Raw genomic sequence first — 14,026 nt, forward strand, 5'->3', positions numbered from 1 at the left:
TGAACAGGATGGTGAGACTGATGGCCGATGCGCCAACAGCCGGCTCTGACCAGGGCTCGGTGGATGCATTCCTGCAGGGAGGCACCTCGCTGCGCCACGCCCCGGGACCCTACTTCGGCGCCTACGGCGGCCGCTGGATGCCTGAGTCACTGATCGCCGCCCTGGACGAGCTCGAGGACACGTTCGAGAAGGCCAAGGCCGATCCCGAGTTCACCGCCCAGATCGCCGACCTGAACAAGAACTACTCCGGCCGGCCCTCGCTGCTGACAGAGGCCAAGCGCTTTGCCGAGCACGCAGGCGGCGTCCGGATCTTCCTCAAGCGCGAGGACCTGAACCACACCGGCTCGCACAAAATCAACAACGTGCTGGGCCAGGCACTCCTTGCCAAGCGGATGGGCAAGACCCGCGTCATCGCCGAGACGGGCGCCGGCCAGCACGGCGTGGCCAGCGCCACTGCCGCTGCGCTGCTGGGCCTGGAATGCGTCGTCTACATGGGCGCCGAAGACTGCCGCCGGCAGGCGCTGAACGTGGCCCGGATGGAACTCCTGGGCGCCACGGTCATCCCCGTCACCAACGGTTCGCAGACCCTCAAGGACGCCATCAACGAAGCCCTCCGGGACTGGGTGGCCAACGTCGGCAACACCCACTACCTGCTGGGCACGGCAGCGGGCGCCCACCCGTTCCCCGCGATGGTCCGGTATTTCCATGAAGTCATCGGCGAGGAGGCACGGGCCCAGATCCTCGAGCAGGCCGGGCGCCTGCCGGACGCCGTATGCGCCTGCATCGGCGGGGGTTCGAACGCCATCGGCATCTTCCACGGCTTCCTCGATGACCCGTCCGTGAAGATCTACGGCTTCGAAGCCGGCGGCGACGGCGTCGAGACCGGCCGCCATGCGGCGACCATCACGCTCGGCCGGCCCGGGGTGCTGCACGGCGCCCGGTCCTACCTGATGCAGGACGACGACGGCCAGACCATCGAGTCGCATTCCATTTCGGCCGGACTGGACTACCCCGGGGTCGGGCCGGAGCACTCCTACCTCGCCGACATCGGGCGGGTCAGCTACGAGCCCATCACGGACAGCGAGGCCATGGAAGCGTTCCGGCTCCTGTGCCGCACCGAGGGGATCATTCCCGCGATCGAGTCCTCCCACGCCCTCGCCGGCGCCATCAAGGTGGGCCGGCGGCTGGCAGCGGAAGGCTCGGCCGCAGGTGACGCATCGGACAAGATCGTGATCGTGAACCTGTCCGGCAGGGGAGACAAGGACGTTGCCACCGCAGCGGAGTGGTTCGACCTTCTGGATAAGGACTCGGCCGAGGCCACCATCGGCAAGGAAGGGGAGCAGCTGTGACCACGGCGCATTCCACCAGCAAGCCGGCCACCAGCAAGTCGGCCATTGCCATCGACAAGGCCCGAGCGGAAGGCCGTGCGGCCCTGATCGGCTACCTGCCCGCCGGGTACCCCAGCGTCGAGGAGACCGTCGCCGCCGGCATCGCCCTGGCGCGCAACGGCGCCGACCTGATCGAGATCGGCATCCCGTACTCGGACCCGGTCATGGACGGTCCGGTCATCCAGGCAGCCACCACCGAGGCGCTGGCCAAGGGGTTCTCCGTCCGCCAGGTCTTCGACGTCGTCGCCGGCATCACCAGCCAGACCGACGCCGCCGTGCTGGTCATGACGTACTGGAACCCTGTGGTCCGCATGGGCGTGGACGAATTCGCGCGGCGCCTGGCCGAGGCCGGGGGAGCTGGGCTCATCACCCCGGACCTGATCCCGGACGAGGCAGCCGAATGGATGGACGCGTCGGAGAAGTACGGCCTGGACCGGGTCTTCCTGGTGGCACCCTCCTCCACGCCTGAGCGCATGCGCCGGACCGTGGACGCAAGCCGCGGTTTTGTGTACGCGGTCTCCATCATGGGTGTTACCGGTGCCCGCACGGCGGTGAGCGACGCAGCCACCGGCGTCGTGGCGGCGGCCAGGGCAGCCGGCGCGGAGCGGGTGTGCGTGGGCCTCGGCGTCTCCACCGCCGAGCAGGTCGCAGAGATCGCGGCCTACGCGGACGGCGTGATCGTCGGTTCGGCACTTGTCGCGGCCGTGCGCGACGGCGGCGTGGACGCTGTCGCACAGCTCACCAAAGACCTCAGTACCGGACTGACCAGGAAGTAACGCAACCATGCAGACGCTCCTCACCGCAGCCGCACTGGTTCCAGCCGGCATGGTGCCCGCAAGCATCCCGAGCCCGGACTGGTCCGGGTTCGATATTCCGCTGCCGTGGGGATCGCTCCGCATCCATGCCTACGCCCTGTGCATCCTGGCCGGCATTGTGGTTGGCCTGTGGCTGACCTCCGTCCGCTGGGCCAAGCGCGGAGCGCCTGAAGGCAGCGTCTGGGACATCGCCATCTGGGCCATCCCCTTCGGCATCATCGGCGGCCGGCTCTACCACGTGTTCTCGTCGCCGGACGCGTACTTTGGTCCCGGCTTCGACGGCACCGGGGACCTGTCCCTGATTCCGCAGATCCAGCGCGGCGGCCTCGGAATCTGGGGAGCCGTGGTTCTGGGTGCCTTCGGCGCCTGGATCGGCTGCCGCCGTGCAGGGGTCAAGCTCACGGCCTTCATTGACGCGGCGGCCCCGGGACTTCTGCTGGCACAGGCCCTCGGCCGGTGGGGAAACTACTTCAACCAGGAGCTCTTCGGCGGCCCCACCACGCTGCCGTGGGGACTCCAGGTGGACGCGGACAACGCCAACTTCCCGGTCGGCTACCCGGCCGACACCCTCTTCCACCCCACGTTCCTCTATGAGTCACTGTGGAACATCGCGGGTGTGCTGATCCTCCTGGCCCTCGACCGCCGGTTCCACTTCCGCCGCGGCCGGCTCTTCTGGCTGTACGCCATGTACTACACGCTGGGCCGGGTCTGGATTGAGGCCATGCGGATCGACGACGCCGAACAGATCAGCCTGTTCGGCATCACCACCCGCCTGAACGTCTGGACCAGCATCTTCGTGTTCGTCGCCGCACTGGCGGTGTTCATCGTGCTGGGCCGGCGCAAGGACGGCAGCGCGGACACTGTCTACCTGCCGGGCCGGGAGCCCGCCGCTGTAGCGGCCGCTCCAAATGTGACCGCCCAACCGGTCCGTGATACGGACCATGTTGTCTCAGATAGTGAATCGCGTGATAATCTCCCTGATAACCAAAACGGTTCCGGTCTAGCTTCTGCCCAAACAGAAGCAGTCCCGGCATCCACCGGCGGCACCCCAACCGCCGCGGAGTCGCGGAACACCGGAAAGCCCGGTGGCACAGACACCGGAGCCGCACCGGAGGCCGACAGCTCACGCTAGAAGGCACCGGTACCCAGGGCAGCAGAGAGTTACCGCTCGGAGCGCCCACCACCACAGCGTCGTGGCAGGGGCCAACTCCGGTCAGCATAGAGCTGCTGGCCGGTCAAGCCCGGGGCGGGAGTCTGCGTAACTGTTAGTTCAGCACGCATGCCTGCCCTACAATTTCCAGTAAGCAGTAACACTTTGTTGTGCCCGTCACAGTGGCGCTCTGAGTGGGGCCAACGTTGTCCCTTCCATACGCACGATCAGGAGGAAGGACGTCTCCCATGACCCAAACTCTTTCAAGCCCCAGCTGGTCCGAACCGAACCAGCCGGACGCCGCCATGTCGCCGTTCAAGCGGTTCGCGGCGCTCCCCGAGGCATCCGGGCTCTACAACCCTGAGCAGGAGAAGGACGCCTGCGGTCTTGCGATCATTGCCACCCTGCGCGGTGAGCCCGGCTACGACATTGTCGACGCCGCCCTTACTGCCCTGCGCAATCTCGAGCACCGCGGTGCCGTCGGTGCTGATGAGGGTACCGGTGATGGCGCCGGCCTCCTGATGCAGGTGCCGGACGAGTTCTTCCGTGCCGTCACCGAATTCGAACTTCCGGCCCCCGGCCAGTACGTGGTGGGCACCGCCTTCCTGCCCGCTGAGCAGCGCGAGGCCGACGCCGCCAAGGCCGGCATCGAGGGCCTGGCCGCCGACGAAGGACTCACCGTCCTGGGCTGGCGCGAGGTTCCCGTGGTCGCCGATCTGGTGGGTGCCATGGCGCGCGCGTGCATGCCGTACTTCTCCCAGCCGTTCTTCGCCTCGGCAACCGGCGAGCAGCTGGACCCCAGCGACCTGGACGGCCGCGCCTGGCGCATCCGCAAGCGCGCCCAGAACAAGTTCGGTGTCTACTTCCCGTCGCTGTCCTCCCGGACCATCGTCTACAAGGGCATGCTGACCACGGCCCAGCTGGAACCGTTCTACCCGGACCTTTCGGACAAGCGCTTCAAGACCAAGCTGGCGATCGTCCACTCGCGCTTCTCCACCAACACCTTCCCGTCCTGGCCGCTGGCCCAGCCGTTCCGCACCATCGCCCACAACGGTGAAATCAACACCGTCAAGGGCAACCGGAACTGGATGCGGGCACGCCAGTCCCAGCTCGCCAACCCGCTGCTGGGCGACTCGCCGGAAGAGCTGTTCCCGATCTGCACGCCCGGCGCGTCCGACTCCGCGTCCTTCGACGAAGTTGCCGAACTGCTGTGGCTGTCCGGCCGCCCCATCACGCACGCGATCATGATGATGATCCCCGAGGCCTGGGAAAACCACGCCACGATGGATCCGGCGCGCCGTGCGTTCTATGAGTACCACTCCCTCCTGATGGAACCCTGGGACGGCCCCGCCGCCGTCTCGTTCACCGACGGCGCCCTCGTGGGCGCCACCCTGGACCGCAACGGCTTGCGCCCCGGCCGGTACTGGATCACCGAAGACGGCCTGGTCGTCTTCGCCTCCGAGGTTGGCGTCATCGACGTCGAACCCTCCAAGGTGGTCAAGAAGGGCCGCGTCTCGCCGGGCAAGATGTTCCTGGTGGACACCGAGGCCGGCCGCATCATCGGTGATGAAGAGGTCAAGGCGGAGGTTGCCGCGGCGAACCCCTGGGCCGAGTGGGTCAAGGACAACCTGATCGACCTCAACGAGCTGCCGGAACGCGAGCACGTGGTGCACACCGCCGCGTCCGTGAACATCCGCCAGCGCACCTTCGGTTACACCACCGAAGAGCTGAAGATCCTGCTGGGCCCGATGGCCCGCACGGGCGCGGAACCGCTGGGCGCCATGGGCTCGGACACGCCGGTGGCCGTGCTGTCCAAGCGCCCCCGCCTGCTCTTCGACTACTTCGTGCAGTCCTTTGCGCAGGTCACCAACCCGCCGCTGGACGCCATCCGTGAAGAGCTGGTCACCTCCCTGACCTGCGCCATCGGCCCCAACGGCAACCTCCTGGACACCAAGCAGGTGCGCCAGCCCCAGGTCTCCCTGCCGTTCCCGGTGATCAACAACGACCAGCTCGCCAAGATCGCCAACATCGAGGACGCCGAAGGCAACCGTGTCGCGATGAAGGTCCGCGGCCTCTACCGCCCCGAAGGCGGCGAGAACGCGCTGCGTGCCCGGCTCACCGAAATCTGCGAGCAGGTGTCCGGTGCCATCAACCGCGGTGTGCAGTACGTGGTTCTCTCCGACCGCGACTCCAACGCCCAGTGGGCCCCGATCCCGTCCCTGCTGCTGGTCAGCGCCGTGCACCACCACCTGCTGCGCAGCGCCAACCGCACCAAGACCGCCCTGGTGGTCGAGGCCGGCGACGTCCGCGAGACGCACCATGTGGCTGTCCTCGTGGGCTACGGCGCGTCCGCCGTGAACCCGTATCTGGCCATGGAATCCGTCGAGCAGCTCATCGCTGCCGGCGACGTCGTGGGCGTGACCCCCCAGGACGGCGTCTACAACCTGATCAAGGGCCTCGGCAAGGGTGTCCTGAAGATCATGTCCAAGATGGGCATCTCCACCGTGGCGTCCTACACCGGCGCCCAGACGTTCGAAGCGCTGGGCCTGGGCCAGGAGCTCGTGGATGAATTCTTCGCCGGAACGCATTCCCAGCTCGGTGGCGTGGGCCTGGACGTCATCGCGGCCGAGGTTTCCGCACGGCACCAGATGGCCTACCCGGAGGGCGGCATCGAACAGCCGCACCGGCCCCTGCTGGGCGGCGGCGAGTACCAGTGGCGCCGCGACGGTGAACCGCACCTCTTCAACCCGGAGACGGTCTTCCGGCTGCAGCACGCCACGCGTGAGCGCCGCTACGACATTTTCAAGGCCTACACCAAGGGCGTGGACGACCAGTCCGAGAACCTGATGACCCTCCGCGGTCTGCTCAAGTTCAAGGACGGCGTGCGCCCTGCCGTGCCGCTCGAGGAAGTCGAACCGGTCTCCAGCATCGTCAAGCGCTTCTCCACGGGTGCCATGAGCTACGGCTCAATTTCCAAGGAAGCCCACGAGACGCTCGCAATCGCCATGAACCGGCTGGGCGGCAAGTCCAACACCGGTGAAGGCGGCGAGGACGTGGACCGCCTGCTGGATCCGGAGCGCCGGTCCGCCGTCAAGCAGATTGCCTCGGGGCGCTTCGGCGTCACGAGCCTGTACCTGACCAACGCGGACGACATCCAGATCAAGATGGCCCAGGGCGCCAAGCCCGGCGAAGGCGGCCAGCTGATGGCCCAGAAGGTGTACCCCTGGGTTGCCCGGACGCGCCACTCGACCCCCGGCGTCGGACTGATCTCCCCGCCCCCGCACCACGACATCTACTCGATCGAGGACCTCGCGCAGCTCATCTACGATGCCAAGCGCGCGAACCCCTCAGCCCGGGTGCACGTCAAGCTCGTCTCCGAGGTGGGCATCGGCACAGTTGCCGCCGGTGTTACCAAGGCCAAGGCCGACGTCGTGCTTGTTTCCGGGCACGACGGCGGTACCGGCGCCTCGCCGCTGAACTCGCTCAAGCACGCCGGTGTGCCGTGGGAACTGGGTCTCGCAGAGACCCAACAGACCCTCATGCTCAACGGCCTGCGCGACCGCGTGGTGGTGCAGGTGGACGGCCAGCTCAAGACCGGCCGCGACGTCGTCATTGCCGCGCTGCTCGGCGGCGAGGAATTTGGCTTTGCCACGGCACCGCTGGTGGTTGAGGGCTGCATCATGATGCGCGTCTGCCACCTGGACACCTGCCCGGTGGGCGTTGCCACGCAGAACCCCGAGCTGCGCGCCCGCTTCAGCGGCAAGCCGGAGTTCGTGGTTAACTTCTTCGAGTTCCTGGCCGAGGAAGTCCGCGAGATCCTTGCGGAGCTCGGTTTCCGGAGCATCGAGGAAGCGATCGGCCACGCCGAAATGCTGGACACCCAGGAGGCCATCAGCCACTGGAAGGCCGAAGGCCTGGACCTGGATCCGATCCTGCACGGCCTCGAGTTCGACGACGACGCCCCGCTGCGGAACCTGACCGGCCAGAACCACGAGCTGGACAAGCACTTCGACCAGCGGCTCATCACCATGGCCGCCGAGGCGCTGACCGACCGTGCGCCGGTGAAGATCACGGTTGACGTCATCAACACCGACCGCTCGGTGGGCACCATGCTGGGCCACGTCGTGACCAAGACGTTCGGCACGGACGTGCTGGCCACGGACACCATCGACATCACGCTGAACGGCACCGCCGGTCAGTCGCTGGGTGCCTTCCTGCCCGCCGGCATCACGCTGCGCATGTACGGCGACTCCAACGACTACGTCGGCAAGGGCCTTTCCGGTGGCCGGATCATCGTCCGCCCGGACCGCTCCAACGTGTTCCAGGCAGAGCGGAACGTCGTGGCCGGCAACGTGATCGGCTACGGCGCGACGAGCGGCGAGCTGTTCCTGCGCGGCCAGGTGGGCGAACGCTTCCTGGTCCGCAACTCGGGCGCCACCGCGGTTGTTGAAGGCATCGGCGACCACGGCTGTGAGTACATGACCGGTGGCCAGACGCTGATCATCGGCCGCACGGGCCGCAACTTCGGCGCGGGCATGTCCGGCGGTACGGCCTACGTGCTGGACCTGGACACCGCCCGGGTCAACAAGGAAGCCCTGCAGTCCGGCGAACTCCAGCTCCTTGAGCTGGACGCCGAGGACCGCGACATCGTCCACGGGCTGCTGGTCAAGCACGTGGAGGAAACCGAATCCCAGCTGGCTGCGCGTCTGCTCGACAACTTCGATGACACCGCTGCCCGCATTACCAAGGTGCTGCCGCGCGACTACGCCGCAGTGCTGCAAACCCGTCTTGACGCCATCGAAGAGGGCCTTGACCCCGACGGCGAAGAAGTTTGGTCTCGAATCCTGGAGGTGACCGGTGGCTGATCCACGCGGATTTCTGAAAGTACGTCAGCGTGAAACCCAGCCGCGCCGTCCCGTTCCCGTCCGCATCATGGACTGGAAGGAAGTCTACGAGGCCCAGGAAAAGGGTGTCCTGAGGAGCCAGGCCGGCCGCTGCATGGACTGCGGCGTGCCGTTCTGCCACCAGGGCTGCCCGCTGGGGAACCTGATTCCCGAGTGGAACGACCTCATGTGGCGGGACAAAGGCGAGGAAGCGATTGAGCGGCTGCACGCCACCAACAACTTCCCCGAATGGACCGGCCGGCTCTGCCCCGCCCCCTGCGAGGCGTCCTGCGTACTGGGCATCAACCAGCCCGCGGTGACCATCAAGCAGGTCGAGGTGTCCATCATTGATGAGGCCTTCGACCATGGCTGGGTCAACCCTCTGCCGCCGCACCGCCTCACCGGCAAGACGGTCGCCGTCGTCGGTTCCGGCCCTGCCGGCCTGGCGGCTGCACAGCAGCTGACCCGCGTGGGCCACACCGTGGCCGTCTACGAACGGGACGACAAGATCGGCGGCCTGCTGCGTTACGGCATCCCCGACTTCAAGATGGAAAAAGAGCAGGTGGACCGCCGGCTCGAGCAGATGAAGGCCGAAGGCACCCGCTTCCGCACCGGCGTCGCCGTCGGTACGGACGTCACCTGGGAGCAGCTGCGCCGCCGCTACGACGCCGTGGTCATCGCCACTGGCGCCACGGTGCCGCGGGACCTGCCCATCCCGGGCCGAGAACTTGCCGGCGTGCACTTCGCCATGGATTACCTCGTCCCCTCCAACCGCGTGGTGGCGGGGGAGTCCCCGGAGAACCACATCGACGCCCGCGGCAAGCACGTCGTCATCCTCGGCGGCGGCGACACCGGCGCGGACTGCATCGGCACGGCACACCGCCAGCAGGCAGCCTCGGTGACCACCCTGGCCATCGGCAAGCAGCCGCCGCTGGAGCGCGCCGGCCACCAGCCGTGGCCTACGTTCCCCACCCTCTTCGAGGTGGCCAGCGCCCACGAGGAGGGCGGTGAGCGCACGTACCTCGCCTCCACCGTTGAGTTCGTTGGCGAGGACGGCAAGTTGACCGGCGTCAAGGTTGCAGAGACCGAATTCGTGGACGGCAAGCGCCTGCCCAAGGCGGGCACCGAACGGATCATTCCTGCCGATCTGGTTTTCCTGTCCTTGGGCTTCACCGGAGCGGAGCCGGCCGGCATCACCGAGCAGGTCAGCGCCGAGTTCGACGGCCGCGGCAACGTGGCCCGCGACGGTTACTACATGACCAACACCGAGGGTGTCTTCGTGGCCGGCGACGCGGGCCGCGGACAGTCCCTGATCGTGTGGGCCATCGCCGAAGGGCGTGCCGCCGCTGCGGCGGTGGACAAGTACCTGATGGGAAGCACCATTCTTCCTGCACCCGTGGCTCCGACGGACCGCGCCATAGCCGTCCTGTAGCGAGTCGTCGTATAGCGCCAAAGGCGGGGATGGAATTCATCTCCGCGACAACTTAACCAATGCAAGTGACAAATAGGGTAGGTATATGAGACGCGCAAAGATTGTGGCCACCTTCGGACCGGCCATTGCCAGCTATGAAAACACCCTCGCGGTGCTGGAAGCCGGCGTTGATGTAGCCCGCATGAACATGAGTCACGGCGACTACTCCGTGCATGACAACACCTATGAGAATGTCCGCAAGGCTGCGTCCGACCTGGGCAAGGCCGTCGCCATCATGGCCGACCTGCAGGGACCCAAGATCCGCCTGGGCCGCTTCGTTGACGGTCCGCACCAGCTGGCCGTGGGGGATATCTTCACGATCACCACTGAAGACGTACCCGGCACCAAGGACATCTGCTCCACCACGCTCAAGAGCCTCACCGAGGACGTCAACCCGGGCGACGCCCTGCTGATCGACGACGGCAAGGTGGCGCTGCGCGCCATCGAGGTGGACGACGTCAAGGTTGTCGCCAAGGTGACCGTGGGCGGTTTCGTGTCCAACAACAAGGGCATCAACCTCCCGGGCGTTGCCGTCAACGTCCCCGCACTGAGCGAAAAGGACGAGGACGACCTGCGCTGGGCCATCCGCCGCGGCGTCGACCTCGTCGCCCTGTCGTTCGTCCGTGACGCTTCCGACATCAAGCGCGTCCACGAGATCATGGACGAAGAAGGCCGCCGCGTTCCGGTGATCGCCAAGATTGAGAAGCCGCAGGCCGTGGAGCAGCTCCACGAAATCATCGATGCGTTTGACGCGATCATGGTGGCCCGTGGCGACCTCGGCGTGGAGCTTCCGCTGGAGGAAGTGCCGATCGTGCAGAAGCGTGCCATCGAACTGGCACGCCGCTGGGCCAAGCCGGTCATCGTGGCCACCCAGGTGCTCGAGTCGATGATCGACAACCCGCGCCCCACCCGTGCTGAGGCCTCCGACTGCGCCAACGCCGTGCTCGACGGCGCCGACGCAGTCATGCTCTCCGGCGAAACCAGCGTGGGCAAGTACCCGATCGAGACGGTCAAGACCATGGCCCGGATCATCGAGTCCACCGAGGAGCACGGCCTGGAGCGCGTCCCCCCGCTGGGCACCAAGCCCAAGACCCGCGGTGGCGCCATCACCCGTGCCGCCGTCGAAATCGCAGACCAGCTGGACGCCAAGTACATCTGTACGTTCACGCAGTCCGGTGACTCGGCACGCCGCCTGTCCCGCCTCCGCCCGATCAAGCCGGTTTTCGCGTTCACTCCGGTGGAGCACGTGTGGAACCAGCTGGCACTGACCTGGGGAATCCAGCCGCAGCTGGTTGCCATGGTGGGGCACACGGATGAAATGACCGCACAGGTTGACCGCAGCCTGCTGGACATGGGACTGGTGGAAGACGGCGACCTCGTGGTCATCGCTGCCGGTTCCCCTCCGGGAAAGGCCGGTTCGACCAACTCGCTGAAGGTCCACAAGGTGGGCGACCTCGCCGACACGCCTCGCATGGGCGAGGCCACCGAGAAGAAGGAAAAGCTCGGCCCCTGGCCGGAAAAGAAGAAGAAGAACAAGGACAGGGCTGTAGCAGCTCCCGCTGAGTAGCTCGCACTGAAGGGAGGATCCCCGCCTGGTGAACGCGTTCACCGGTGGCGGGGATCCTCCCTTTTTGTTTCTAGGTTTCCGGTCCGGTTTTGGGGAAACGGAAGGACCCCGGCGCTGTGTGCCGGGGTCCTTCCGCTTTGGTGTAGCTTCTTGGCTAGTTGACCTGGTTGATGATGGTCTCGGCCACTTCGCGCATGCTGAGGCGGCGGTCCATCGAGGTCTTCTGGATCCAGCGGAAAGCTTCCGGCTCCGTCAGGCCCATCTTGGTGGTCAGCAGGCTCTTCGCGCGTTCCACGAGCTTGCGGGTGGCGAACTGCTCCTGCAGGTCGGTGACCTCGGCTTCGAGGGCCTTGATCTCCTCGTGGCGGGACAGGGCGATCTCCAGGGCGGGGATCAGGTCGGCGGGCGTGAACGGCTTCACCACGTAGGCCATGGCGCCGGCGTCGCGGGCGCGCTCCACGAGTTCCTTCTGGCTGAAGGCGGTCAGCAGCACCACGGGGGCGATGCGTGCCTTGACGATCTTCTCGGCCGCGGAGATGCCGTCCATGACGGGCATCTTGACGTCCATGAGGACAAGGTCCGGCTTGAGCTCCTCGGCCAGCTGCACGGCCTTCTCACCGTTGTCGGCCTCGCCGATGACGTCGTAGCCTTCGCCGCGCAGGATTTCGATGATGTCCAGGCGGATGAGGGTTTCGTCTTCGGCCACAACTACGCGGCGCGCCGGCTGGGACGTTTTGTTTGACTCCGTCGGTTCTGACACGGGATCTCCTTGAAAAGGTACGGCGGGACTATGACTATCTTAGTTGGGCCCCGCGCTTGTACTTGGATCGGCATGGCTTGTTGCGACGGCGGTGGCGCGATTCTGGTTTTAGCCTATCTGCATGTAGAGTAAATCCGCGCACTGGTAGTAGCTGCGTTGATCACACTTCGCTGTGAGCCTACGATTGTTACTCCGTGTACTCCGCGCCCGAGTGGCGGAATTGGCAGACGCGCCGCACTCAAAATGCGGTATCGAAAGGTGTGTGGGTTCGAGTCCCACCTCGGGCACGTGTTTTCCCTGTTCAGGGGCTTTCTAGCCTCTGAGTGTGGACATATTGAGTTGTGAAGGGCCCCTTCGGGGGCCTTTTTCATTGGTGACCGGCTGCCTCCTGGCTTACATGGATCGACCGTGTATCGTTCGCTACCTGTTCATCGACGTTCATGGCCTGGTCAACATGACTTCAGGAAAATTCTGTGCATTTTTCTTTGCTGCCTCGTTGGGTGTTCACTTGGGTCCTCCTGCTCGGCCTCTGGTGGCTGTTCTGCTTATTCATGGTGCGACTGGGGGAGTGCGGCATGACTTGGGACCAACTGGTAGAGGATTTAGGCCGTGAGACACAAGTACCGGCCGTCGGTTACTCCCTGGTGTTGTGCCAGCATTGCCCCGCGTTGGTGCCCATGGTGCTCACCGCCTTTCGGATCCGGACCCGGGAATCTTTCTGTCTATTGCTGTTCATGGCCATCGTCGGACTCGACTGCATGACGCTGTTGTTTTTCACCGTACTGTCCTGAACTGAGGCACTGCTGCATGGTTCGTCTTTTACGCCTGTTCATTGCCAACCTCTTGGGTAGCTGCATGACCGAACGGTGAGACGCCGTAGCACCCTTAGCGGATAAGAACCTATTCACCAGGCCCTGGTGGGGCTCTGTCCCTTAGAGGGTTTGGGACGGACGTGGCGAGGATTTCGGGGGACAGGGCAAACCATGACCACTATAGGCAACTGGCCAGACCAAAGTTATGTAAGCAAGTGCCGTGTCCTGGGTGGCATACACGTCAAGCTCAGAGAATGTGCAATGACGGGCGGTCCAGCCAATGGCCTAAAACGCCGAGAGCCATTGCAACGCGGACGGCGGCGAACACCCGCGAGGGACAGCGTGGGGGACCAGTGTCAGGATGGCTCTGAGGAAGGATGGAGGGCCAAGACTATGACGGGGCGAGGGGCTGGCAGCGAGATGGGAGGTGCTGTGCTCTGATTCGTTGAAGGTGCTGCGTGTATCGCCCGCTCATGGGACGAGTTTGGCGTAGACCACGTAGTTGTCATCGAACTCGCCGGTTGCGGGGTCATATCCATCGCACGTGATCAGACGAAGTTCCGCCCCTTGGGTGTTTCCGTAAACAGCGTACGTAGGAAAAGTGTTCTTGGGGTACCGTTCCCCCCGATCGAACAGAAAAGTAGCGGTCCTGCCGTCTTGGCGACTCACCTCAATGGTGTCCCCCGCTTTCAGCCTTCGTAGCTCAGCGAAGACTCCTGGCCCTCCGCCAGTGGCGTTGACATGACCAAAAAGCACAGCGGGCCCACGGGCACCCGGAGTCGCAGATCCGTTATACCAGGCAGCGGGAGACCCTGGTCCCTCCGGCGGCACTTCCAGGGAACCATCGCCCCGCAGGCCAAGACTGAGCAGCCTTGATTCTGTCCCAAGGGCCGGAATACGCAACGCTACGGGGGTCGAGGCCGGCATGACCGGCAGTTGGGGGGCCTTAGTGGCATTCGGCAGCACCTGTCCCGCCCTGGCACTGGGTCTCGGGTTGGCCGGGCCACTGGCTGTAGGGCTGGCCATCCAACTGGCTGTTGGGCTGGACGGAACTGTTGTTACCGTGCGTAAGGGACTCGCCTCGGTAGCCGTGACGGAACAGCCGGTGAGCATGGAAAGCGCGACTACCGCAGAAGCAATTCTGTTTCTGCGGTAGTCGCGGATTGAATGGTTCATCAGT

9 protein-coding genes and 1 tRNA gene are annotated in these 14,026 nt (G+C 65.5%); 8 read left to right on the forward strand and 2 right to left on the reverse strand.

What is annotated here, in order from left to right; genetic code table 11:
• Nucleotides 1–20: 20 nt before the first annotated feature.
• The 6 genes from trpB (at nucleotide 21) to pyk (ending at nucleotide 11,274) form a co-directional block, all read left to right on the forward strand.
• Nucleotides 21–1,349, forward strand: a complete 1,329-nt coding sequence (gene trpB, locus QFZ23_RS09720) for a tryptophan synthase subunit beta (protein WP_306922479.1) — start codon at nucleotides 21–23, stop codon at nucleotides 1,347–1,349.
• Complete coding sequence (gene trpA / locus QFZ23_RS09725) at nucleotides 1,346–2,164, forward strand: tryptophan synthase subunit alpha (protein WP_306922481.1); 819 nt, start codon at nucleotides 1,346–1,348, stop codon at nucleotides 2,162–2,164. Before trpB ends, trpA begins: the two co-directional genes overlap by 4 nt.
• Nucleotides 2,165–2,171: 7 nt before the next feature.
• Complete coding sequence (lgt, locus tag QFZ23_RS09730; RefSeq protein WP_306922483.1) at nucleotides 2,172–3,335, forward strand: prolipoprotein diacylglyceryl transferase; 1,164 nt, start codon at nucleotides 2,172–2,174, stop codon at nucleotides 3,333–3,335.
• A gap of 266 nt (nucleotides 3,336–3,601) precedes the next feature.
• The gene (gene gltB / locus QFZ23_RS09735) at nucleotides 3,602–8,218 is read left to right on the forward strand and encodes a glutamate synthase large subunit (protein WP_306922486.1); all 4,617 of its coding nucleotides are present in this window, start codon (nucleotides 3,602–3,604) and stop codon (nucleotides 8,216–8,218) included.
• Entirely contained in the window at nucleotides 8,211–9,668 is a 1,458-nt protein-coding gene (locus QFZ23_RS09740; RefSeq protein ID WP_306922488.1) for a glutamate synthase subunit beta, read from the forward strand. The genes gltB and QFZ23_RS09740 overlap by 8 nt, the downstream gene beginning before the upstream one ends.
• An 85-nt stretch (nucleotides 9,669–9,753) precedes the next feature.
• Nucleotides 9,754–11,274 (forward strand): pyruvate kinase, encoded by a 1,521-nt coding sequence (gene pyk, locus QFZ23_RS09745; protein WP_306922490.1) that lies wholly within the window; start codon nucleotides 9,754–9,756, stop codon nucleotides 11,272–11,274.
• A gap of 154 nt (nucleotides 11,275–11,428) precedes the next feature.
• Here pyk and QFZ23_RS09750 read toward each other — a convergent pair whose 3' ends face one another.
• Nucleotides 11,429–12,034: an ANTAR domain-containing response regulator gene (locus tag QFZ23_RS09750; protein WP_306922492.1), complete on the reverse strand. Its 606-nt coding sequence runs from the start codon at nucleotides 12,032–12,034 to the stop codon at nucleotides 11,429–11,431.
• 205 nt (nucleotides 12,035–12,239) lie between these two features.
• Between QFZ23_RS09750 and QFZ23_RS09755 the strand changes: the two genes are divergently transcribed.
• Nucleotides 12,240–12,321 (forward strand) — tRNA-Leu (locus tag QFZ23_RS09755).
• Between the two features lie 288 nt (nucleotides 12,322–12,609).
• On the forward strand, nucleotides 12,610–12,825 hold the full coding sequence (locus tag QFZ23_RS09760) for a hypothetical protein (protein WP_306922494.1): 216 nt from the start codon (nucleotides 12,610–12,612) through the stop codon (nucleotides 12,823–12,825).
• Between the two features lie 492 nt (nucleotides 12,826–13,317).
• Here QFZ23_RS09760 and QFZ23_RS09765 read toward each other — a convergent pair whose 3' ends face one another.
• Nucleotides 13,318–14,022, reverse strand: a complete 705-nt coding sequence (locus QFZ23_RS09765) for a class F sortase (protein ID WP_306922495.1) — start codon at nucleotides 14,020–14,022, stop codon at nucleotides 13,318–13,320.
• Nucleotides 14,023–14,026: the final 4 nt, after the last annotated feature.

Origin of the sequence: Arthrobacter globiformis, assembly GCF_030818015.1 — a bacterium.
Classification (GTDB): Bacteria; Actinomycetota; Actinomycetes; order Actinomycetales; family Micrococcaceae; genus Arthrobacter; species Arthrobacter globiformis_C.